Source organism: Lysobacter firmicutimachus (genome assembly GCF_037027445.1).
Lineage (GTDB): Bacteria > Pseudomonadota > Gammaproteobacteria > Xanthomonadales > Xanthomonadaceae > Lysobacter > Lysobacter firmicutimachus.
The window spans coordinates 461,914-486,112 of the sequence record NZ_JBANDL010000002.1; the positions used below are offsets into that span (position 1 = coordinate 461,914).

14 protein-coding genes and 1 pseudogene are annotated in these 24,199 nt (G+C 65.2%); 13 read left to right on the top strand and 2 right to left on the bottom strand.

Features of this window, described 5'->3' with window-relative positions; all coding sequences use genetic code 11:
- Window positions 1–140 precede the first annotated feature (140 nt).
- The 4 genes from V2J18_RS02035 (at window position 141) to V2J18_RS02050 (ending at window position 5,390) form a co-directional block, all read left to right on the top strand.
- A complete protein-coding gene (locus V2J18_RS02035) occupies window positions 141–1,937 on the top strand; it encodes an Ig-like domain-containing protein (protein ID WP_336130767.1) in 1,797 nt (598 codons plus the stop codon).
- 463 nt (window positions 1,938–2,400) lie between these two features.
- Complete coding sequence (locus tag V2J18_RS02040; protein ID WP_336130768.1) at window positions 2,401–3,843, top strand: zinc-dependent metalloprotease family protein; 1,443 nt, start codon at window positions 2,401–2,403, stop codon at window positions 3,841–3,843.
- Between the two features lie 517 nt (window positions 3,844–4,360).
- Window positions 4,361–4,639 (top strand): hypothetical protein, encoded by a 279-nt coding sequence (locus V2J18_RS02045; protein ID WP_336130769.1) that lies wholly within the window; start codon window positions 4,361–4,363, stop codon window positions 4,637–4,639.
- Window positions 4,640–5,144: 505 nt separating this feature from the next.
- Window positions 5,145–5,390 carry a hypothetical protein gene (locus V2J18_RS02050; RefSeq protein WP_336130770.1) on the top strand — a complete coding sequence of 82 codons (246 nt, stop codon included), beginning with the start codon at window positions 5,145–5,147 and terminating at the stop codon, window positions 5,388–5,390.
- Between the two features lie 86 nt (window positions 5,391–5,476).
- Here V2J18_RS02050 and V2J18_RS02055 read toward each other — a convergent pair whose 3' ends face one another.
- Window positions 5,477–8,101: a hybrid sensor histidine kinase/response regulator gene (locus V2J18_RS02055; RefSeq protein WP_336130771.1), complete on the bottom strand. Its 2,625-nt coding sequence runs from the start codon at window positions 8,099–8,101 to the stop codon at window positions 5,477–5,479.
- A gap of 839 nt (window positions 8,102–8,940) precedes the next feature.
- Here V2J18_RS02055 and V2J18_RS02060 point away from each other — a divergent pair.
- From V2J18_RS02060 to V2J18_RS23115, 6 genes and pseudogenes are all read left to right on the top strand, one after another.
- The gene (locus V2J18_RS02060) at window positions 8,941–10,440 is read left to right on the top strand and encodes a catalase (protein ID WP_261370083.1); all 1,500 of its coding nucleotides are present in this window, start codon (window positions 8,941–8,943) and stop codon (window positions 10,438–10,440) included.
- A 141-nt stretch (window positions 10,441–10,581) separates the two neighbouring features.
- Window positions 10,582–11,217: an ankyrin repeat domain-containing protein gene (locus V2J18_RS02065; RefSeq protein ID WP_336130773.1), complete on the top strand. Its 636-nt coding sequence runs from the start codon at window positions 10,582–10,584 to the stop codon at window positions 11,215–11,217.
- 245 nt (window positions 11,218–11,462) lie between these two features.
- Complete coding sequence (locus V2J18_RS02070; protein WP_079248135.1) at window positions 11,463–11,999, top strand: SgcJ/EcaC family oxidoreductase; 537 nt, start codon at window positions 11,463–11,465, stop codon at window positions 11,997–11,999.
- 476 nt (window positions 12,000–12,475) lie between these two features.
- Window positions 12,476–12,973 (top strand): hypothetical protein, encoded by a 498-nt coding sequence (locus tag V2J18_RS23105; protein ID WP_425605926.1) that lies wholly within the window; start codon window positions 12,476–12,478, stop codon window positions 12,971–12,973.
- A 6-nt stretch (window positions 12,974–12,979) separates the two neighbouring features.
- Window positions 12,980–13,216, top strand: a pseudogene (locus V2J18_RS23110) (S8 family serine peptidase); the annotation flags it as partial.
- Window positions 13,212–14,150, top strand: coding sequence for a S8 family serine peptidase (locus V2J18_RS23115; protein WP_425605927.1), 939 nt, complete (start codon window positions 13,212–13,214; stop codon window positions 14,148–14,150). The pseudogene V2J18_RS23110 and the gene V2J18_RS23115, both read left to right, overlap by 5 nt.
- An 88-nt stretch (window positions 14,151–14,238) precedes the next feature.
- On the opposite strand, the gene V2J18_RS02080 is transcribed toward V2J18_RS23115, so the two are convergent.
- Window positions 14,239–15,420: an XVIPCD domain-containing protein gene (locus V2J18_RS02080; protein ID WP_141233435.1), complete on the bottom strand. Its 1,182-nt coding sequence runs from the start codon at window positions 15,418–15,420 to the stop codon at window positions 14,239–14,241.
- Between the two features lie 352 nt (window positions 15,421–15,772).
- Here V2J18_RS02080 and V2J18_RS02085 point away from each other — a divergent pair, with 352 nt between their 5' ends.
- From V2J18_RS02085 to V2J18_RS02095, 3 genes are all read left to right on the top strand, one after another.
- A complete protein-coding gene (locus tag V2J18_RS02085) occupies window positions 15,773–15,976 on the top strand; it encodes a hypothetical protein (RefSeq protein ID WP_336130774.1) in 204 nt (67 codons plus the stop codon).
- Window positions 15,977–16,286: 310 nt separating this feature from the next.
- Window positions 16,287–16,931, top strand: a complete 645-nt coding sequence (locus V2J18_RS02090; protein WP_079248136.1) for a LuxR C-terminal-related transcriptional regulator — start codon at window positions 16,287–16,289, stop codon at window positions 16,929–16,931.
- 1,015 nt (window positions 16,932–17,946) lie between these two features.
- Window positions 17,947–24,192 carry an OmpA family protein gene (locus V2J18_RS02095; RefSeq protein ID WP_336130776.1) on the top strand — a complete coding sequence of 2,082 codons (6,246 nt, stop codon included), beginning with the start codon at window positions 17,947–17,949 and terminating at the stop codon, window positions 24,190–24,192.
- Window positions 24,193–24,199: the final 7 nt, after the last annotated feature.

The following is a 24,199-nucleotide window of genomic DNA, read 5'->3' on the forward strand; positions in this document are numbered from 1 at the left end:
AACTGACCGCGCAACTGCCGTCATTGTTCTCTGGGGGGAACAGCCGCGCCGCAGCGGGTTTGCCGCGCGTGGCTCGAAAAGGCCGGCGCTTCCGCGCTCGCCTCCTTCCCTATCCACCAGGTACCTGGAGAACACACCGAATGAGCATCAGATTGACAGGATTCTTGCTGTCCGGCTTTTTGCTGGCGTCCGGACTGTCGCCCGCGCAGGCGCAGAACGTCAGCTGCACGGGAATCGCCGAATGGAACGCGTCGACTATCTATAACGCGGGCAGCAAGCTCGTCTATCAGGGGCGGCTGTACCAGGCGACGACGTCGATTTGGAATACGCCGCCCACGCACTGCCCCAGCTGCGGCTATTATCAGGATTTGGGGGTCTGCAGCGCTGGCGGCAACCAGCCGCCCACGGTCGCGCTGACTGCGCCGGCGAACGGCGCGACCTTCGCTGCGGGCGCCAACATCACCGTTACGGCGGACGCAGCCGACGCCAACGGCACCGTCGCGCAAGTGCAGTTCTTTCGCGGCGCCACTTCGTTGGGCATCGATACCACGTCCCCGTACAGCGCGACATGGACCAATGCGACGGCAGGCAGCTACGCGATCACTGCGGTAGCGACCGACAACGCGGGCGCCGCCACGACTTCCGAAGCGGCCAACATCACCGTCAATACTGCGACGCCCGATACCATCGCACCCAGCGTGCCGACCGGGCTGGCCGCGACGTCGGTGAGCCCGAACAGCATCAACCTGAGCTGGAACGCCTCCGCCGACAACGCGGGCGGCAGCGGGGTCGCCGGCTACGACGTCTACCGCAACGGCACCCTGGTCGGCTCGCCTGCCGGTACGACCTTCAGCAGCACCGGTCTGGCCGCGTCCACGGCCTACACCTTCCGTGTGCGCGCTCGCGACAACGCCGGCAACGCCTCCGCGCAAGGTACGCAGATCACTGCGACCACCAGTGCCGGTGGTGGCGACAACACCCTGCCGCGGCATGCGTTGGTGGGGTACTGGCACAATTTCACCAATCCCTCCGGGCCCACCCTCCCGATCAGCCAAGTCTCCAACGACTTCGACGTCATCGTGGTCGCTTTCGGCGACGACGCGGGCAATGGCGCGGTCAGCTTCACGGTCGATCCGGGCGCGGGCACAGAAGCGCAGTTCAGGGCCGACGTGGCCGCGGCACGTGCGCGCGGCAAGAAGGTCGTGCTGTCGCTGGGCGGCCAGAACGGCACGGTGACCCTGAACAATGCGACGCAGGTCGCCAACTTCGTCGACAGCATGGAGGACCTGATCCGTTACTACGGTTTCGACGGTGTGGACATCGACCTGGAAAGCGGCGCGGGCGTCTACCACGGCGCGGCCGTGCAGGCGAACCTGGTCACGGCCATCAAGCAACTCAGTACGCGCATCGGTCCGTCGTTCTACCTGTCGATGGCGCCCGAGCACCCGTATGTCCAGGGCGGCTTTGCCGCGTACAGCGGAATCTGGGGCGCCTATCTGCCCATCATCGACGGACTGCGCCAGGAGCTGGACATGATCCACGTGCAGTACTACAACAACGGCGCGCTGTATTCGCCGTACAGCACGAGCGGCTTGCCCGAGGGCTCGGTCGACATGCTGGTCGGCGCTAGCCTGATGCTGATCGAGGGGTTCAGGACCAACAACGGCACCGGCGTCGTCTTCAACGGCCTGCGGCCGGACCAGGTGGCGCTGGGATTGCCTTCGGGCCCCTCCTCGGCCAACAGCGGACAGGCGTCGTCGACCACGATCGCCAATGCCCTGAACTGTCTGACGCGGCTGCAAAGTTGCGGAGCCATCCGGCCCCAGCAGGCCTATCCCACCTTCCGCGGCGTCATGACCTGGTCGATCAATTGGGATCGGCGCGATGGCTTCATCTTCTCGAGGCCGGTGCGGGCGACGTTGAACACCTTGCCCTGACCGAACGCAAAAAAGGCAGGCGGGCAAGGTTTCGCACGCTCTCCGACTTCTTCCTACCCGGCGCCCTGTGTGGGCGCCGTTTTTTTTGGATAAACAAGTCGCTGTCATGCCGAAACGTGCATGAAGCGGTTTGTGGGGTCGAGCTAAGATACTTGCCAGTATCCATGAGGGGAAGAAAACTCTAGCTTGCCGCCAAGGTGAAGGCGTACCCCGGAACGCGACGTTTGGTGCTGCCATCGGGGAGGGCCGAAGCGAGCGGGGCTCGAATGGGACTCCTTAAGAGGTAAGGATGCCAATGGTTCGTCAAAGCGTACATCGTCGCGTCACGGCCGATTCATGGGGACGGAGGAAGTGGCTGGCGCTTGCCGCCGTACTTCTGCAGGTATCCAGCTCTGCTCATGCCCTCGATTCGACGCCGGTCTCTCTGGGATGCTCGAACAGTGTCTGCATGCTTCCAGCGGGTATGGCGGGCATCGATTTCTCGCTAAGCAATGGAAACTGGGCGCCCGAAATCGTCCTGCCGGATGCCGCGCCCGATGGCTCGCTGATCACCATCGGCTCGAGCGCGGTATGGGGATCGAGCATTACCAATGGCGCAGAAGCAATGCCGGTCGGCCAAGGCGACCTCTTCGCCTTTGTGCGCGAAGAAGGCGGCTGGACCTATATAACCGATCCAGAATCCCTCGACTGCAAAGGAAGCGAATGTGCGCTTCCATCGAATCTGAGAAGGATCAAGTTTCTGCTGAGCAACGGCAACTGGGCTCAGGACATTGTTCTTCCCGGCGCTGCGGCGGAGGGTGCGTCCATCACGATCCAGTCAAGCGCGGGCTGGTCTTCGACTATCAGTAATGGAGCCAGCGACGTTGCAATCAGCCAAGGCGACACCTTCCAGTTCGTTCGTTCGGGTGCTGCTTGGGTCAGCCCGGTAAGCAAGGTTGAGAAGACGCTTCTGCAATTCGGCTGCACAGATGGATCGGCTTCCTGCAGCCTGCCCACCATGAGCTCGCCTGTGACGAAAGTTGCCGTCGGCAATTCGAACTGGAGCAGTACGGTTCGCCTGCCTGCCACCGCTCGGCCTGGCGACGTGGTGGTGATCCGGAATGATGCCAGCAATTCGGTTGGGGTGGTCGCTGGCGACGCTACGTTGGAGACGCTTGCGACGGGCAGCGTCGGTCGATACTTTCGCGACGGGGATGGCGGTTGGACGAGCGCATACCCAGTAAAGGTTCTTCTGGTTTACAGCTCGCAGGCAGCCGATGCCGCCGGCGGTGCGTCCGAAGAAGAGCTCCGGCTGGCTCGCTTGTTGGACTTCACCAATACCGCGCTAGAGAACTCCGCAGCAAACTTCTATCTGGTCGCCGCGGAGACGATCCAATACGACCTTGCCGCCACCACGTTGGCCGCTGCATACGAGGAAGGCATCGGCCAACTCAAGAACGGCGCCAGTGACCTCGCCCTCTACCGGGCCACCTATCAGGCAGACATGGTGGTCTATGAAGGCGCTCTGGGCACATCCGATGGATGTGGGCGCGCCTTCACCAGTCCGGCCTATGCGAGCGATTATATGTATCCGGAATGGATCCAAGACAGCAAAGAGTCGATGCTTGCCGTGATCAGCCTTCATGCATGGTGCGACGACTTTGTCATGCCGCATGAGGTTGGTCATCTGGCCGGTTTGATGCATGAAGGAACAGCCAACACATATCCTGCAAGAATCTATGCCAAGGGAGCATCCAATGTAGGCGACTTGATGGGAAAGAGGGGGGCCGGAGTTGAGGTCATTCCCTACTTTTCCAACCCGCGTCTGTATACGTCAACAGGCTTGCGCATGGGGGAGCCTGGGTTGGTCGACTCCGTGAGGGCCATGAATGAGAATGCCCCCACGATTTCGAATTTCTATCCATGATGCGCTTGGGCGAGGTCTGAGCAACGTGCTCCGATGCAGGGATGTCCGCGTCAGAGCGCGCGGCCCGCTTGAACTCTCACCTGTCTGTGCGTTCGGGCGCGATTTGGCGCATGTCTACGCCTCTCAAACGCACAATCCGGGCGCCGGCAGCCGCTGCGGAAGTGCCACTCGCCGGTTCGGCAAGGCGAACGTTGCCAGAGCCTGCAGCGCGTTATTCCTCAGGCCGGAGTGGCGCACTTTTCCAGTTCGCGCAGGCTATCGCCTCTTTCAAAAGCGCGAAAAAAACGTCGCATCTTCGTTCGATCGGCGCTTGGCGGGCAGTGGTTGCGACTTCTGTGCCTGTATCGATGAATAGCGGCTGTCCGCATCTGTTTTGAACGTCAGCGAAGCGCGGAGCGGAAGCGTTGTCTGCAACGGGACTTGCGCTGAAGCGCCAACTGGCCAATGCCCGCCACACGTCGCCGCGGCGCCTCTGAATGCGGCAGCGAACTCATCACTTATCGAGAAGGAGATGCCAATGAAGCCAACTGCAACCGTTATCGCGATCGCGAGCTTATCCCTGGCGGCATGCGCTGCCGCTGCGCAATACCCGGTGCGCGATATCTGGTACAGCCACCATCCCAATCTGGCCCGCGCACAGGACCTGGTCGCACAGGCGTATGGCTCCGTACGAGCAGCCAGGCAGGCCAATGAGTATCAGTTGGGCGGTCATGCGGCCAAGGCCGAACAGTATCTCTATGCCGCAAGCCGTGAACTCAAGCAGGCGGCCAACACCGCCAATCGCGAAGGTCGTTGACCGCGACCTGGCGCGGCGTCTCAAGGCCTCCTAGTCGGGAGGCCTACGCCTTGGCGATGCAACGCCCGCTGCGCAAGTCGATGCAACGGCGGTGCTTGGCCGGCGGGCCGGTGCCCGGAGGCGGAAGTCCAAACGTCAGAACACGGTTTTCAGGCGTTCTTCGGCCGCTCGGTCGCAAAGTCCGCCGCCCGGCGCCCTTGGACATCGGTAAGGGGCTGGTTTCGATCGGGACGTTGCTGCGCCAGGAACTGGTCGGGGCCCTAGCGGCGCAACACGCCTGACAGAACGATCAAGCGATCGCCCCAGAATGCCGGTTCGCCGGGCGTCCATGCGGGCGCGGCCACAACGTCGGCGCGGTGCCGGCGGCCACGGGGCGGTGATGGGAACTTCGGCGGACCGCCGCGGTCGATTCGTCCAGGCTTCTGGACAGCCCGGGCGCGCACCGCAGGACGAGCGCGCCGCCAGATCGAGGGGCGCATCGTCAACACAGAGCACGAGTCCGGCAATGAGCTACGTACGCAACTGGTCCTTCCTGGTGCAGGCGTCGATCGCGATAGCGGTCATCGCCGCCGGCGCAGCTGCGTTGCCTGCGGGAACCGCGCATACCGTCGTCGTCGGCGACATCGAGTACGGCTGTCCGAATGGATGCCTCGTCAGCGACGGGCCGTCGGGACCTGTGGTGAAGGATGCCGGGGGGAGCCGGATGGTTCTGGGGCACCTGAAAGAGAACTACAGCGTCATGTCGGATTAGCGGTGCGCCACGCCGGGCAGGCAGCATGCCCGGCGATCTCGCGCGGCTCGCGGAGATGTCTGGTAGCGCGGATTTTTGCGATGTCGTCATGCCTGGCGCGCAAGCTCCGTCTCCTCCACGGCCGCGAGCAGCTCTTCGCTGGTGAACGGCTTGCAGATGAAGTCGTCGATGCCGGCGGCCAGGCAGGCTTCGCGGTCGCCGTTCATGGCGCTTGCGGTCAGCGCCACGATCCGGCGCCTGGGTTCCTGGTTGGCTCGTTCGATGCTGCGGATGCGCCGGGTCGCTTCCAGGCCGTCCATCACCGGCATGCGGATGTCCATGAGTACGACGTCGAAGGCGTGGGCCAGCATTGCGTCGAGCCCTTCGCGACCGTCGGCCGCTTCTTCGACGGTGTGCCCGCGGGCGGCGAGGATGCCCTTGGCGATCACCCGATTCACGCCGTTGTCTTCGACGATCAGAATCCGCCGTGCGCGGCCGGCCGGCCGCAGCGGTTCGCTGTCGATCGTGCGATCCGTCGCCGGCCGGGTGGCGCGGTCGAACCGGCAGCTGACGTGGAACACGCTGCCGCCTTGCGGACGGTTCTCTGCCCAGATGCGTCCGTCCATCATGCCGGCCAGGTGGCTGCAGATGGTCAGGCCCAGTCCGGTGCCGCCGTAGGTCCGGCCGATGCCGCTGTCGGCCTGGACGAAGGCCTCGAACAGTCGCTCGATGCGTTCGGGCGGCAGGCCGATGCCGGTGTCGTAGACGGAAAACCGCAGTGCGATGCCGTGCTCCGGCTCAGGCGCGTCCAACGCCACCACCAGCCGCACCTCGCCTTGCGCGGTGAACTTGATCGCATTGCTGAGCAGGTTCAGCAGAATCTGCCGGACCCGGAACTCGTCGCCGAGCAGATCGTCCGCAATGCCGGGCTCGATCTCGCGGTGCAGCGACAGTCCCTTGCGCTGTGCGTAGGCGGCCATCAACTGCGTGGATGAGTCGACCAGCCCGCGCAGGCTGAACGGCGCCGACAGCAGGGACATATGGCCGGATTCGATCTTGGACACGTCTAGCATGTCGTTGAGCAGGCGCAGCAACGACTCGCCGGAGTCCTTCAGCATCGCGAGCCATCGCCGCTGCTCGTCCGAAAGCGGGCTTTGCTGCAACAGTTCGGTCAGGCCCAGCACTCCGTTCAACGGCGTCCGCACCTCATGGCTCATATTGGCCAGGAAGCGGCTTTTGGACTCGTTGGCTAGCACGGCCTCATGCCTGGCCTCGTCCAGGGCCTGGTTCGCCTGCCGCAGTTCGCTTGTGCGCTCGACCACGCGATGTTCCAGTTGATCGGCCGCTTCCCGCAATCGTTCGACCATGCGTGCGAATGATCGGGCGAGTGCGCCTATCTCGTCGCGGCGGGCGACAGGCAGCTCGCGAGCGGCGTCGATGGATCGTTCGCCCGCGGCGATATGGGAGGTTGCCGCGATGAACGAACGTATCGGAGCGGACACGCGATCTTTCAGGACCCGGCGGAGCGCCAGCAGTTCGATGCCGAGAGACGCTATCCCGATGAGCAACACGATCAGCGCGATCTCCCGGGCGGGCGCGGCCAACAGCGGCTTCGGGTAGACGGTAACCAGCTTCCAGCCGGTGGCGCCGATGGGGGCTGTCGCCAGCAGTCGATCGCCGGCCTGATCGTCCATCACCCCCCCCGTCGGGGCGAGACGGGCCAGGCGATAAAGATTCTGCAGTGAAGCCTCGTCGATGGGGGCGACATCGGGCGACGTGCGCTTCGGCCGTTTCGCGGCCGTCAGTCCACCGTGTGCGATCAGCGAACCGTCATGGCCGATGATAAAGTCCGTTGCGCCGGCAATGCCGGAGCGTCTGATCCGTGCGTCCAGCGTATCTATTTCGATGTCGGTGGCGAAATGGCCGAGGTAGCGGCCGTCGACATCCACCGGAGTGACGGAGGTGACGAGCCGGATGCCGGAGGTCTCTTCGACGTAAGCGGACGTCCAACGGGTGCGCCGTTCCGGATTATGTGCGGGCAGTCCCAGGTCGTAGTGGCTGTGGCCGTCGTAGCGGAAGCCCTCGTTCTTGGCGTACGGGTCCCACATGATCTCCGGGAAGTACTGGACGTCGCCCTGTTCCGGCGTCAGGAAGTACAGCGCCAGGAACGGCGTATGGCTCGGAGTGGTGGATTCGCTGACGAGCGAAGGGCCGTTGCTCCAGATCGCGTTGGCGGCCAGCGCATGCCGAAGCTTGACCTCGTCGGTCAAGCGAACACCGCGATCGATGATGCCGGATATGCCGTGGATGCGCTGCCCGGCGCCGTTGCCCTCCGTCGTGCCGGTGAAGTAGAGGGGGCGGATCGTGGCTCGACCGTCGCTTCGTACGACGAACCACTTGTCGAATTCGGCGGCACCGGCGGCCAAGCCTTCGCGGTTCGAGGCGAGGGCGCGGTACTGGGTCGCGTAGCCGTCGCGCATCTGGATCTGCCGGCGGACGATGAAGTCGAACCAGAGGCCTTCGCGCTGGGCACGCTCCTGCACGTAGTGCGTCAGGGTGCTTTCTGCGCCTTGTCGAAGTATCCGGGTGAAGTGCCAGTGGGTCAGGGTGCTGGCGGCGATCACCACCAATCCGATGCGCACCGCCATCGGCCACAAGGCCGAAGCCACCAGCGACCGGCTCGGGTGGCCGGCAGCGGATACGTCGGAGGCGTTGCGGTCCGGGCCCGGCATGGCTGGTGTCCTTGTTTCGTCGTGGCGCTGAGAGTGGATTCGCTGGCGGCGGCCAGGGCGCGGCCGGCGCAGTACCTACCGCTAACGAAGTCCAGTGGATCGGCCGGCCGGGTCGCGTATCGGCATTCGAATGCGATCGCGTCGTATCGATGCGTGCGGCCACGAACATCGAGCCGTGTGCGGTGTAACGCCGGACGCGACGTAGTCGCCGCTTTTCCTTCGCGCTCGATGCCAGCGATATCTGCGCGTCGTGCGGCGCGTCGCCCTAGCGGGCGTTTACTCGCCAGAGCACCGACGCCGCGACGCCGAGCGGAGGCGGCGCTGCAACCAGGGCGATGGCCGGGCTTCCGAGTTCGGCGATCATCGGCATGACCGATGCCAGCGCCGCCTTGGCGAACAAGCCTGTGTGCAGGCTCCGACGAAGAGGCTGTCGCGCGTGAAATCCATTCTGTCGAGCGCGTCGACGGTGTCGCCGAGATTCATGGGGGGTGTCCGGAAAACTTCGCGATAGGCTCGTCGTTGGCAACGCAGAACACAAGTCCCGGTGGTTCGATTTCCGATAGCTCGCACGAGATGTTTTACGCCGGCACGAGCTCGGCGCAATACGCGGAGCATGCGTCCGAGATAGTCCGATTTCATTCCGTGCGCAACTAAGAATTATCTTAGGCGGAACGATTGTGCTTGTCGATCTGCAGGACCGATTGCACCGTTAGGAACAATTGATTGTACAAATAGGCGGCGCGAGGCGACTCTGGCGACGGGAGAGCGGTATGCTCACGAACGATTAGGGTATGCCCAAGATGCAAAGCGCAAGAATGCGGAAGTCGCTGTTGGCCGCGATGCTGCTCGCTGCGGCCATTCCGGTTTACGCTGCGCCCGCGGCCGGCGCGCTGACCAAGGATAACGGCGCGCCGGTAGGCGACAATCAGAATTCGCAGACGGCCGGTCCCGACGGGCCGGTGCTGCTGCAAGACGTGCATTTGATCCAGAAGCTGCAGCGTTTCGACCGCGAACGCGTGCCGGAGCGGGTGGTGCATGCCCGCGGGTCGGGCGCGCACGGCAAGTTCGTCGCGACCGGCGAGCTGAGCCGCTACAGCCGGGCGAAAGTCTTCGCCAGCGGTGCCGACACGCCGGTGTTCGTGCGATTCTCGACCGTCATCCACGGCAACCATTCTCCGGAAACCCTGCGCGACCCGCGCGGTTTCGCCACCAAGTTCTACACCGCAGAGGGCAATTGGGACCTGGTCGGCAATAACCTGCCTGTGTTCTTCATCCGCGATGCGATGAAGTTCCCGGACATGGTGCACTCGCTGAAGCCGGCCCCGGACTCCAATCTGCAGGACCCGAACCGCTTCTTCGATTTCTTCTCGCACGTGCCCGAGGCGACCCACATGCTGACGCGGGTCTACTCCGACTACGGTATTCCCGCGAACTACCGACAGATGGACGGCAACGGTGTGCACGCCTACAAGCTGGTCGATCAGGACGGCAACTACGTCTATGCCAAGTTCCGCTGGGACAGCCGCCAGGGCGAAGCGAACCTCTCGGCGGCCGAAGCCTCCAAGCTGCAGGCCAACGATTTCAACCACGCCTCGCGGGATCTGATCGCGGCGATCGACCGCGGTCAGTACCCGCAGTGGGATCTGTACGTGCAGATCCTCAAGCCCGAACAGCTCGACGACTTCGATTTCGACCCGCTCGACGCGACCAAGGTGTGGCCCGGCGTGCCGGAAGTCAAAGCCGGGACCATGACCCTGAATCGCAATCCGAAGAACGTGTTCCAGGAGACCGAGCAAAGCGCCTTCGCCCCGGCCAACCTGGTCCCGGGCATCGAGCCCTCCGAAGACCGTTTGCTGCAGGGGCGTGTGTTCTCCTATTCCGACACTCAGCTGTACCGCGTCGGCACGAACGTGATGCAACTGCCGATCAACGCGCCGAAGAACACGGTCGTCAGCAACAACCAGGATGGCACGCTGAACGCCGGCGCGAGGACGGGATCGGTCAATTACGAGCCGTCCCGCAGCGAACCGAAGCCGGAGCAGGCCGGACAGCGGGCCAGCGCTCTGCCGCTGAAGGGAAGCACCCAGCAGGCGCGGATCGCCAAGACCCTGAACTTCCGCCAGGCCGGCGAGTTCTACCGGTCGTTGCCGCCGGCGCAGCGCAATAACCTCATCGCCAATCTGGCCGGCGATCTCGGCCAGGTGCGCAGCGACGAAGTCCGCTACACCATGCTCGCGCACTTCTACAAGGCCGATCCCGAGTACGGCGAGCGCATCGCCCGCGCGCTGAACGCCGACCGCGCTAAGGTCGAGCGTACGGCCGCCGGCATTCGCGAGTGAGTTGAGCCGCGTTCCAATGCCCGGAGTGGCGCAAAAAAGCCGCTCTCCCATCGGTGCGCCGCTCCGGGCTCTTTCCACAGGCAAGTCACGCGGCGACCGCGCGCACTGTCGCGCCGGTCCGCCGCGGATCGCGAGGCATAGATGAAGCTGACTCCTTTCTTGGCCATGTTTCTGGCCGCCCTTCCATCGGTGTCCCTGTTCGCCGGTGGCAACGGAACGAATGGACATGCAGCGACGATCGCGGCCCAGGGCACGGAAGCCCAGGCCCGGCTCTTCGCCGCTGCCAGAGACGGCAATCTGACTGAGTTGCGCGCGGCGCTGGCCCAGGGGGCGGCGGCGTCCGAGCGCGACGATCGCGGCAATACGGCGTTGATCCTGGCCGCTTACTACGGCCATGCGCCGTTGGTCGATGCACTGTTGCTGGCCGGCGCCGACCCCAACGCAGGCGACGGCGTACGCGGCAACACGGCGTTGATGGGGGCGATATTCAAGGGCGATGAAGCCACCGCCAAGCGCATCATCGACGCTCCGGGGGCCGATGTGAACGCCAAGAACAAGGCCGGCCAAACCGCGGCGATGTTCGCTGCGCTGTTCGGCCGTTCGGCGATGCTCGACGCCCTGTCCGCGCGCGGCGCCGACCTGGATGCGATGGATGCCGGCGGCTACACGGCGGAGAATCTGGCTTTGCAGCAAGGCAACCAGGCCCTCGCACAACGCATCGCCGAACTTCGAGCCGGCGCGGCTCCTGCCTCAGCAGAGACGCCCAGCGCGAAGTAGACGGCAGGCACGGCCGAGCGACGCAGCATCGAGCGATGCTGCTGTCCGCGCCGTCGGAGCGGCGCCGCTGTCGGCGTGTCGACGGGCGACGGTGCCTGCAGCGGATCGCATCGCCCGCGTCGAGTCAAGGCGAGCTGCGCCGACGATTCGCCAGCGTCGATCGAAATACGTAACCACCACAACACGAGCTACCGCTGCGGCGGCATGGGCCGCCGCAGGCACCTTCCCCACGGAGATGCAGACGTATGAAGATTGCGATACCCGCCGTTGCCCTGGCTGGCCTGTTATCGACGGCGCCGATGCCGGCCGTCTCGAAGGCGCAACAGCCGATGTCCTGCGCTCGGGTCAACGAGCAACAAGTGGCAGCGCTGTTCGATCGTTGGAACGCTTCGCTCGGTACCGGCGACCCCGATAAAGTAGCGGCGAACTACGCTCCAGACGGCGTGTTGTTGGCGACGGTCTCAAACCGTCCGCGCAAGACCCCGGCCGATATCCGCGAGTACTTCGTCAAGTTCCTCAAGGCCAAGCCGGTCGGCAAGATCGACAGCCGGACCGTGAAGATCGGCTGCAACATCGCCCAGGACGTCGGGACCTACACGTTCCGGTTCGCCGACGGCAAAACCGTGCACGCCCGTTACACCTACGTCTACGAATGGAACGGCGAAAAATGGCTGATCGCGCACCATCATTCCTCGGCGATGCCGGAGCCCGTGGCTGATGCGGAACGAGCGGCACCGTCCGGCGAGCCGGGCAAGCGCGCCGGGAACGCCTCCAAGCGTTGAACCGGCACGGCGGCGAACGTCGCGTCCGGCTGCCGGTTCAGGATCAGGAGCGCGTACGTCGCGCTCCTGGTGCCATCCATCCTCGGCGACCCCGTCTTACGGCGATCTCCAGATTCGCTCTGTCTGAACGCTCTATCGATTCCGCCGGTCGCCGATGTGTGCGCTGGACTCTGCACCATGCGCCTCGCTTCCAGGGACGGAGCGAAGCGCCCGTCCATGGCATCCGCAACCACCGCCGTCGCACGTGAGCGATGGTATTCCATTTTCTCGTCCCTGTTCGCATCGGATCGATAGCGAACATCCCATCTGTGTGTCGCATCGGAATCGAGTGCCGCTCGCGCCGTGGCGAGCGCGTAAAGGTGTTCATCGCGTCGGTAAACGGTCGGTGAATCTCGGCTGTGTGCTAGGAAATTTGCCAATGTTCGGTATCGACCGGGCCGGCGCATCGTCGAGCTGCTGCGCAAACGGCACCGAGAATGCAGATTCGCGTGTCTGGATCTAATACGTTTGACTTCAACCGTCTTTCGTCTCTGATTGCCGCGGTACTGGTTTGCTCCCCCTGTTCGGCGTTGGCCGGGCAGGTGGTCACCTCGGGATTGGAAGCCGGGGAGCGCTACGACGGATTCATCGTCAAGTATCGTGCAGGAAGTGCGGAACGATCGGGCGTCGCAAAAGTCAAAAGCGCGCTCGCCAAAGCGGGAAAGAGCGCGATCGGAACGGCTTCGCTGTCCTTGGGCCACAGCCGACGCCTGGCCGTCGGAGCGGACTTGCTGAAATCTTCCAGCAAGCTCGACCGCGTTCAAGCCGAGGCGCTCATGCGAAAGTTGGCGGCCGCCCCCAACGTGGAGTACGTACAGGTCAATGGCCGTCTGTATCCCGCGCTGACGCCGAACGAAACCCATTACGGCCGCCAATGGGGTTTCTCGGGTGCGAATGGCATTCGCGCCCAACCCGCCTGGGACCGGGCGACCTGACGCGGCGTGGTAGTCGCGGTTCTGGATATCGGCATTACCGATCATCCAAATCTCAACGGCAATGTTCTTCCGGGCTATGACTTCGTCAGCGACGCCGCGAACGCGCGCGACGGCAACGGCCGCGACGACTATCCTGCCGACGAAGGCGACTGGAACAAGGACGCGAATCTCTGCCGGGTTCGCGACTCCGGTTGGCACGGCACCCACGTGGCCGGTACCGTGGCCGCGTCGGCGAACAATGCGGCCGGCGTTGCGGGAACCGCGTTCGGCGCCCAGATCGTTCCGGTTCGCGTGTTGGCCCGATGCGGGGGGCACGTTCGCGGATATCGCCGACGCGATCACCTGGTCGTCGGGCAGGGACGTTCCCGGCGTTCCCGTCAACCAGAATCCGGTCGAAGTGGTCAACATGAGCCTCGGTGGCGGCGGTGCATGCCCTCGCGTCTTGCAAGATGCTATCGATGGCGCAGTCGGGCGCGGCACTACCGTCGTGGTTGCGGCCGGAAACGATGCCATGGATGCCGCCGAGTTCCAGCCGGCCAGTTGCGCGAACGTCATCGCGGTCGCGGCCACGAACGAGGACGGTTCGGCTGCTTGGTTCACCAACTTCGGCGCCAGCGTCGATGTGGCGGCACCGGGCACCGATATCTATTCGACGCTCAATACCGGCCTCACCACGCCGGGAGTCGCATCCTACGCCGCTTCCAGCGGCACCTCGATGGCGGCGCCTCATGTGGGCGGCGTAGTGGCCTTGGCCCAATCGGTCGCCGATGTTCCCCGGACGCCGGCGCAGATCGAAGCCCTGATCAAGGACAACGCGACGCGCTTCGCGGTAGTGCCGGACGATGCCATCGGCTCGGGCATCGTCAACGCCGAGGCGGTCGTCAATGCGGTCGCGCCCCAGCGGCAGTGGTATCTCTATCGCAACACGCTGCTGTCCCTCGATGGCGCCGGTAAGGCCGTCTGCGTCACGCCCCTGGGCCGCCCTGCGGAGTGTTACCAGCTGCCCCGCACCGATCGCGAGTATCTGCGCCAGTTGCTTGCCACCGCCACGGCCGCGGGGCGCACGTTGGCGTGCGGCAGTCAGACCTACGTCGACGCCTGGGGCGCCGTCACCTCGGATCGGAACCACTGGTGCAACGCGTTCCCGCGCGAACGACCGGCGCTGCAACCGCTGTGATCGTTGTGGCCGGTCGCTCGCGATCGGCTTCGACTTCGTTGCAAGGTCAATCCCGTTCGCGGGATTGACCTCTCAAGCCGGCGAAGCTTCAATACCGGCGCGGCCCCAGGGTCGGCGCGGACGGTGCTTGAGGAGATTCGAACATGCTGCGCAATGCGCTCACCGATGATTGCTCGGCGACGGCCTCGATCCTGGCCGGTTGCGTCGTCTCGGCGGCGGTCCGCGCCGATTGAATGGCGGGCAGCGCGGCGGGCGACTGCAGCAACGCATACTTATGAGCCGGTTCGTGGGCACTGCCCTGGATCGCGAACAGGCCGCCGTTCCTGCCCGGCTCCACCGAGTCGATCCGATCCAGTGGTGGCTGGGCGTTGTGCGCGGCATCGGCGAGAGCCGCGGCATTATGAGTTTTTTCCGGCACGCCGATGGTCGCGGTGAGCGGATTGCGGCCCAGGCCGGTGAGCGCTTGGCCGTACAGCGCGTGCATGGGATTGGCCGGATCGGCGTAAGGATGTTCATAGCCGAAGGCCTGGCCTGCGTCCGGCGCGACCGCTGGGGCGCTGCCGTTCGTCGTCCCGGGCGACGCGCTCGCCGGAACCGCGGCGTCCGCCGCCGGCGGAAGCTCGGGACCGGCATGCGGCATGACGTGCCAGGGGCCGTTCTGCTCGAGGCTGCGAGTACGCGTGATCCACTCTTCCGGCAGGCCGGTGAGGAACGCGACTTCGCCATCGCCATTTGGGCTGTAGACGGCGATGATCGCGGCATTGTCGATGGAGGCGCTATCGGTCAGCAGGACGGGCTTGCTGGACCCGATTCCGGTCTTCGGGTCGGGCGCCGGATGCGCATCGCTCAGCGAGTGGATTTCCCTGGGTTCCTGGACGATCCGTGTTCTGCGTGTGGGATCGATGTCCCAGGCGTACATCCGGTCGAGCGGCATCTCGATCAGGTACTGATGCCTGCGATGGTCGAATCCGCCTACGCCGATGTTGGGCGAGGTGGACACATGCATGGTGGTGGCGCTGGTTTCCTTGCGGATCTGGTCGTAGAGCGCGGGCAGTCCGACCAGCGTCGGCTGGTTCCGGGTTCGCTCGAAGTACTCGGCGATGGTGTTGCCCGGAGCTTTCGGCAGATTCAGCGGCGCATTCGGGTCGATCAACGCACGCGCCACCAGTTGTCGTGCGGCCGACGGATCCAGCGGAACCCTGGCCTGGAATCCGCTTTCGGCGATCTGTTCGGGAGCCCGGTTATCGGCTCGATAGACTGCGAATGGCACGGTGTGGCTCCTGTGGTTTTTGGGGGATATGAAGCATCGGCGCGCGCTGCGCTGCGGCCGCATTGCCGGAATGCCGAACGCGATCGCCGCGCACGCGCCCGCCGTCGCGAATGCGCGCGAATCCGCAGAACCGGGTGCATGCCGGGCAGCGTCGCGATACGCGGAGACGTTTCATCCGTGCGCTTCGCGTCGGCGGTCGTATCGGGACACAGCCGCGCTGGTTCCTGCGCCGGCGGCTGAAGCGATGCCGTTAAGACTATTCAGCAAGTTCGCTGTCGAAGGACATAGGGAAAACTCCTATGGCGGCGCCTAAGAGCATTCCGTATACGATTTCTGCAGGCTCTGTGCGCTAATGAGGTCGAGCCGATGGAGCGACGAAACGAGCGCGCGCCAAACGAATGATCGAACAATCACGTGTTCCATCGACGGTACCGGCAACGTCGATGCCGGCCCGGTCATCGGTTCGGCGGCCAGCGATGTCCGCCTCGCGCGCCACGCCAAGGAAGCGCGAGGCGGTGCGCAATCGACGATCGCCTATCGACTTTCCATGGAATGAAGCGGGGGCGGGCTTCGGCCCACCCCACTTCCTTTGGTGTATCGGACACGGAAGCCGTTCCTGCGCAGGTCGGCGCGATGCTGGGTGGATCGGACGAGTGCGTAGCACGTATGGGCCGGGTCGTTCGGACGAATCAGTTGGGTGATCGGCGATATAAGCCGTTCGCTTGGCTACGTATCCACGGGAGCATCGTCGTCGAGCCGGCTGGTGCCGGGAGGGGCGTGCAACGCCGCATCGTTCGCGGCCACTGCGTCGACAGGTGCATCGCGCGGTAGCGTCCGGCGGCCGCGCGAACGGGAGAGCAGCGAGGATGAAGCGAGGCGAGAGGATCATCATAGCCGATCGGCTTCCGGTCATGCGGGTGTTCTTGCGCGATTTGGTCGAAAAAGAATACGGGGACGGACTCGCTTCGGTTCGGCTCGCTTGCAGTGCCGATGAACTGATGGATGGGTTGGAGAATGAGGCCCCGGATCTGGTCATCGTCGATCCGTGCATGTCGGCAGTCGGCAATGGCATTGCCTTGTTGCGGCAGACCGTGTTGCGCAGCCGAAACGCCAAACTGGTGGTGCATGCTTCGAACGAGCACGGCCTGTTCGCCTTGGCCGCGCTGGAGCTGGGCGTCAAAGCCTACATCCTCAAAGTCAGCAGTCCCGATCTGCTGCTGCGTGCGATTCGGCAGGTTGCGGCCGGCCATACCTTCGTGGACCCGGCCGTCGATATCGCATCGGCGATGAACCATTCCTGGTCGACGCTCACGCCGATGGAGCGCAGCGTGATGCTGTCTCTGGCCAAGGGCAAGGTCGTGAACGGAATTGCCATCGACCTGGGCCGCAGCTACAAGACCGTAGCGACCCACAAATACAACGCCAAGCGCAAGCTGGGACTGAAGAGCAAAGAAGAGATCCTACCGTTCTTCCTGGTCAACGGGCTCGACCACCTGCTCGACGGGGTATGAGCGAGATCTATAGCGACCTAGTTTTCGGGGGGGGGGGGGGCAACGACGTCTAAGAAATTTCCTAGAAAGCCCCGCCCCAGCCTGTGTGCCGGACTAAGACATTTCCGCATACCAAAGCAATAAGACTCTCAGCACAATGTTTCATGTTGGGATGGTAGTCACCGTTTTTGCACCCAGGGATGGGGTTGGAGTGCGTTCTCTAGCGCGCTTCGGGGCGCGGGAGGCTGCGGGTGGCGGGTCGTAGCGAGTCCAGCAGCGGCTGAGACATCGCCGTCCGGCCGCCGCCTTACGAAATCGGCAATCACAGCGGGCGCCTCAGCGGGCGCTCGACCGGCGGAGCTTTGTCCGGCGGATCAGGGGGTACTGGCCTATGAACTTCAACACACATCGTCATGCGGTCCGCTCGATCGCGACCACGGCAGGGGCGGCCGGTTCATCGCCGGCTTGCGCTCGCGGCCCCGCTCCAGCGGGAAGACGGGGGGAGTTCCTCAGTCCCGGCTCGCGGCTCAACAGCCGTGCCTTGCTGACTTTGATTTTCGCCTTGCTCGGCTGCGCCGGGCTGTCGGTGATAGCGCGAGAGTTTTCGTGGTGGGGCGGTAGTGTCGTTTGAGCACAAACTTCTGGCCGTTTGGCCATGGCACCGATCGCTGATGGGTGCCGATCAGTACGGACTTCCGGTGAGTGCATGCGGGCTGTGCCGGCAGCTGGATCAATCAATGGGCGACGAGAAATGAATATTTCCCGGTTAATAAGTGGTGGGACCGGCGATCAAGCGGGGGGCATGCTGCATGCGGCCCTCGGAATCCTGTTGCGGCGCGGCGCGCAAGCGCCTGCGCGTGGTTGGCGGCGCGGGCTCGCATGGAGCTTTCTGCTGCTGGCGCAGTTCGCGGCCGGGCAGGCGCTGGCGCAGACGGAGAATTTTTGTGAGGTAGTTGCTGGAGAGCGGCCCATCTATTCGCTGAGCGGCGGCGGCGGCACGGTCACAATACGTAAGTTCTTCCCGGGCGACACGGCCATGCCGACGCGGTTCACGATCGCCGACCCGGGCTCGAACGCCAACGGCTCCAACGGCCTGATGGTCGACTCGACGGCCGGGCTCCTGCTGTATGTCAACCGCGATTTAAACAATGGAACCGTCCAGCTCAGGGCCATAGACGGCAGCGGTGCCGCAACCGACGCGGCGCAGCCCTTCACCGTCGCCGAGGGCGAAATAAACGCAGGCGATGTCGACGTCGTCCGAGGCGCCTGGGCGCCGGCGAGCCCCGCGTTTCCCAACGGCGTTGGCTACATCTCGTCCGGTTCGAATCCCGTCGTGCTCTATCCGATCATTCCCGTCACCGGCGGCACGGGGAGCAATCGCTATACGATTGGCGCTCGCATCGTACTCACTCCCGATTTTCCCCCGGAAGGCGGCGGCACCGGCGATCTGATTTTCTCCAGCGCCACCGAGGGCATGGTGGCCGTCGGCAGGGACTTCTACGCCTTCAATCTCACCGCCAGCACCTTGACCCGCCTCACCCGCCCGGTGTTGGCCGATGGGTCGGAGAACACCAATCAGTGGAACGCTCTGGCAGCGACCGCAAACTCCGTCTACGTCTCGAACAACACCGGCAACTATCTCTACAACCGAACCACCGGCCGGTATGACATTCCGTTCGGTGCGGCGAGTGTCAACGACACGGCGTCGTGCGCCGTTCCTACCGGTTTCCCGCTGGTGCCCAATATTTCGGGCTTGGTGAAAACGCTGGCTTCGGTCAACGGCACGCCGTATGTGGCCGGCGAACCGATCAAGGCCGGCGACACGCTGGTTTATCGCCTCCAGTTCCGCAACACGGGCAGCGACGCGGGCACGGTCTACACCAACAACGTCATCGAGACCATTCCGCCGAACACGACCTATCTGGCCGGCCACCCGGAGCAGGACTTCGGCACCTGCACCGTCACCGGGACCACTCTTAACTGTACGCCCACTTGCTCGGGCCCCACCTGTGTGAACATCAATACCGTCGCAGTTCCGGCGGGCGGCACTGGCGATTTGACCCTCGTCGTCGAGGTCAATGACCCGCTGCCGAGCGGCGTGGCGGAAATCAACAACGTCGTGGCGGCTACCATCGGCCGGCGTAACGACGGGACCGGCGGTACGCCGATCAATTGCGCGGCTCCCGGCAACGACTGCACCGAGGTGACCCCGATCATCAACGTCGTCAAGACGCTGATCACCGGCGGCCCGACGGCGGCCGCGGGCGAAACCCTGGTTTATCAGATCCAACTGACCAACAGCGGCACCACCCCGGCCACCATTCCGGTCGGTGGCGTTACCGAGACCGTGCCGACGGCGACCACCGCCGCGGCGGGCGACAGCTTCAATTGTGCCGCCGGCGCGGCGGCGGGCACGAGCTGCACCAACACGGCGGCGGTTACGATCGCTCCGGGCGCCTCGCAGGATCTAACCTTCCGGGTGACGGTACTCGACCCGCTGCCCGCGGGTACCGCCAACATCGTCAATACCGTCGCACTGCCGCAGTTCGTCGATTGCGCATCGCCGGGCAACGACTGCTCGGAGGACACGCCGACGGCCGCGACGGTGACGTTGTCCAAGGCACTGACCAGCGAAAGCGGTACCCAGGCGGGCATCGCCGAAGCGGGCGAGACCCTGACCTACACGATCACCCTGAGCAACAGCGGTGGTACGGCGGCGAGCTACGACCTGACCGATACGCTGAGCGCGGGCCTGACCTACGTCAGCTCGACCCCGGGCGGCAGCAATGCGGGTCAGACCACGACCTGGACGGCGTTGAGCGTGCCGGCCAACGGCACGCTGCAGGTGACGGTGGTGGCGACGGTGAATACGCCGATCGCCAGTGCGGATGTCCGCAACCTGACCAAGCGCACGGGCGATCCGGACCCGACCTGTCCGTCGACCACGTGCGTGGTGACGCCGACCGCCGGTGCGGTGACCTTGGCCAAGGCGCTGACGACCGAGAGTGGTACCCAGGCGGGCATCGCCGAAGCGGGCGAGACGCTGACCTACACGATCACCCTGAGCAACAGCGGCGGTACGGCGGCGAGCTACGACCTGACCGATACGCTGAGCGCGGGCCTGACCTACGTCAGCTCGACCCCGGGCGGCAGCAATGCGGGTCAGACCACGACCTGGACGGCGTTGAACGTGCCGGCCAACGGCACGCTGCAGGTGACGGTGGTGGCGACGGTGAATACGCCGATCGCCAGTGCGGACGTCCGCAACCTGACCAAGCGCACGGGCGATCCGGACCCGGTCTGTCCGTCGAGCGCGTGCGTGGTGACGCCGACCGCCGGCGTGGTGACCTTGGCCAAGGCGTTGACCAGTGAAAGCGGTACCCAGGCGGGCATCGCCGAAGCGGGCGAGACCCTGACCTACACAATCACCCTGAGCAACAGCGGCGGTTCGGCGGCGAGCTATAACCTGACCGATACGCTGAGCGCGGGCCTGACCTACGTCAGCTCGACCTCGGGCGGCAGCAATGCGGGTCAGACCACGACCTGGACGGCGTTGAACGTGCCGGCCAACGGCACGCTGCAGGTGACGGTGGTGGCGACGGTGAATACGCCGATCGCCAGCGCGGATGTCCGCAACCTGACCAAGCGCACGGGCGATCCGGACCCGACCTGTCCGTCGAGCGCGTGCGTGGTGACGCCGACCGCCGGTGCGGTGACCTTGGCGAAGGCGCTGACGACCGAGAGCGGTACCCAGGCGGGCATCGCCGAAGCGGGCGAGACGCTGACCTACACGATCACCCTGAGCAACAGCGGCGGTACGGCGGCGAGCTACGACCTGACCGATACGCTGAGCGCGGGCCTGACCTACGTCAGCTCGACCTCGGGCGGCAGCAATGCGGGTCAGACCACGACCTGGACGGCGTTGAACGTGCCGGCCAACGGCACGCTGCAGGTGACGGTGGTGGCGACGGTGAATACGCCGATCGCCAGTGCGGACGTCCGCAACCTGACCAAGCGCACGGGCGATCCGGACCCGGTCTGTCCGTCGACCGCGTGCGTGGTGACGCCGACGTTGGGCCAAGTGTTGTTGTCTAAGGCGCTGACGACCGAAAGCGGTACCCAGGCGGGCATCGCCGAGGCGGGCGAGACCTTGACCTACACGATCACCCTGAGCAACAGCGGCGGTACGGCGGCGAGCTACGACCTGACCGATACGCTGAGCGCGGGCCTGACCTACGTCAGCTCGACCCCGGGCGGCAGCAATGCGGGTCAGACCACGACCTGGACGGCGTTGAGCGTGCCGGCCAACGGCACGCTGCAGGTGACGGTGGTGGCGACGGTGAATACGCCGATCGCCAGTGCGGACGTCCGCAACCTGACCAAGCGCACGGGCGATCCGGACCCGGTCTGTCCGTCGAGCGCGTGCGTGGTGACGCCGACCGCCGGCGTGGTGACCTTGGCCAAGGCGTTGACCAGTGAAAGCGGTACCCAGGCGGGCATCGCCGAAGCGGGCGAGACGCTGACCTACACGATCACCCTGAGCAACAGCGGCGGTACGGCGGCGAGCTACGACCTGACCGATACGCTGAGCGCGGGCCTGACCTACGTCAGCTCGACCCCGGGCGGCAGCAATGCGGGTCAGACCACGACCTGGACGGCGTTGAGCGTGCCGGCCAACGGCACGCTGCAGGTGACGGTGGTGGCGACGGTGAATACGCCGATCGCCAGTGCGGATGTCCGCAACCTGACCAAGCGCACGGGCGATCCGGACCCGACCTGTCCGTCGAGCGCGTGCGTGGTGACGCCGACCGCCGGTGCGGTGACCTTGGCCAAGGCGTTGACCAGTGAAAGCGGTACCCAGGCGGGCATCGCCGAAGCGGGCGAGACCCTGACCTACACGATCACCCTGAGCAACAGCGGCGGTTCGGCGGCGAGCTACGACCTGACCGATACGCTGAGCGCGGGCCTGACCTACGTCAGCTCGACCTCGGGCGGCAGCAATGCGGGTCAGACCACGACCTGGACGGCATTGAACGTGCCGGCCAACGGCATGCTGCAGGTGACGGTGGTGGCGACGGTGAATACGCTGATCGCCAGCGCGGATGTCCGCAACCTGACCAAGCGCACGGGCGATCCGGACCCGACCTGTCCGTCGAACGCGTGCGTGGTGACGCCGGTAGAGCCGCCGGTGGTTGGCTACGCGAAGTCGGCCAGTACGACCGCTTCGGTGGTCCAGGGAGATACGATCACCTACGCGCTGACCACCACCGTGGGCAACGCGCCGACGCGCAATGTCCTGACCCTGACCGACACCCTCGGCACGGGCCTGGACTTCGTCGCGGTGACCGGTTCGGCCGGCTACGCCTGCAACGGGGCCAATCCGCTGGTGTGCACGTTGCCGGCCGGCACGGCGCCGGGCACCTACACGGTGACCTACACCGCGCGGGTCAATGCGCAGGCGTCGGAGACGGTGGACAACGCCGTCGTCGGCAGCGGCTCGGACAACCCGACCTGCCAGGGCAGCTGCATCACCAGCACTCCGGTGGTGGTGTTGCAGAGCCTGCGGGTGATCAAGCAGGCCTCGCCGCGCGACGTGAAGATCGGCGATCTGGTGCGCTACACGGTCTCGGTCGAGAACACCGGCACCGTCGACGCGATCGACGCGACCCTGGTCGATACGCCGCCGGCCGGCTTCAGCTTCGTCGACGGCTCGCTGAGCGTGGCCGATCGCGACGGTGCGGGCCGCCTGGTCGGTACCTATCCGATCCAGGTCGACCAGGTCGACATCGCCGCCGGTGAGCGGGCGACGTTCACCTACCTGCTGCGGGTCGGCGCCGGCGTGCGTCCGGGCATCCACACCAACCATGCGCTGATGCGCGACAACGGTCGCGTGGCTTCGAACGAGGCTACCGCCAACGTTCAACTGATCGCCGATCCGCTGCTCGACGAGTCGCTGATCCTGGGCACGGTGTTCGACGACCGCGACGGCGACGGCTGGCAGGACAGTGCGGCGATGGACGAGGTCAAGGTCCAGGGCGGCTTCGCGCCGGAGGCCTACGTGCCGAACTCGACCACGGTCGATCGCGGCGCCGGTCCGACGCCGGAGCCGGATGCGAGCTCGCCGATGCTGCACGGCATCGCCCTGGGCAGCATCGCCGGCCGGCAGTCCGACGCCGATCCGGTCTCGGCCCACACCGTGGTGATCCGTCAGCGCCTGAACGCGCTGAGCTTCAACGACGGGTTCAAGCTGACCACTAAGCAGGGCGTGACCGTGCGGATGGATGCGGCCGGCACCACCCGGATCGAGCGCAGCGGCGATGCGGCCAAGAACCTCACGGCTGCGGCGCCGACGGTCGAACGTCGGGTCAGCCAGGGCGAGGGCGGCTACGTGGTCGATTACGTCGTCAGCAACACCGGCGTGGACGAGCGCGGCATCCCGGGCGTGCGCATCGCTTCGGTGGAAGGCGTGTTGATGGAGACCGACCAGTTCGGCCGTTACCACCTGGAGGGCGTCGATGTGGGCACCCTGGAGCGCGGCCGCAACTTCATCCTCAAGATCGATCCCGCGACCCTGCCGCCGGGCAGCGTGTTCACCACCGACAACCCGCTGGTGCGTCGCGTCACCCCGGGCCTGCCGGTCCGCTTCGACTGGGGCGTCAAGCTGCCGGCCGGGCTGATCGAAGGCGGCCAGGAGCAGGTCGAGATGGAACTGGGCGAAGTCTTCTTCGCCCCGGGCAGCGCCGAAGTGCGGGCGCAGTACCTGCCGGTGGTCGAGAAGATGGCTGAGCAGGTCAAGCGCCACCGCGGCGGCGAGGTGGTGATCGTGGCCAACGGCGACACGCAGTCGCTGGCCTTCGATCGCGCCAGCGCGGTCAAGGATGCGCTGATGAAGCAGTTGCCGGCCGATGCGGCGCAGGCGCTGAAGGTCAGCGTGCGCGGCGACGCCGACGATCCGGGTTCGTTGATCGTCGGCCTGGGCGAGGGCGGTGCGTTGCTCGGCACGGTGTTGTTCGACACCGACAAGTCGACCATCAAGCCGCAGTTCGAACCGCTGCTGGACAAGGTCGCCAAGGCCCTGGACAGCATGAAGGGCGGCGTCGTCGCCATCGTCGGCCACACCGACGTGCGTGCGTCCTACGAGTACAACACCGCGCTCGGCATGCGGCGCGCCAAGGCGGTCTACGAGGCATTGGCTCAACGGCTCAGCCCCGAGGTTCGCGCCAAGGTGCGGGTCGAGTCCAGTAACGATCCGACAGCTCCTGTCGGCGCGAAGCGGAACTGAGGGGGCT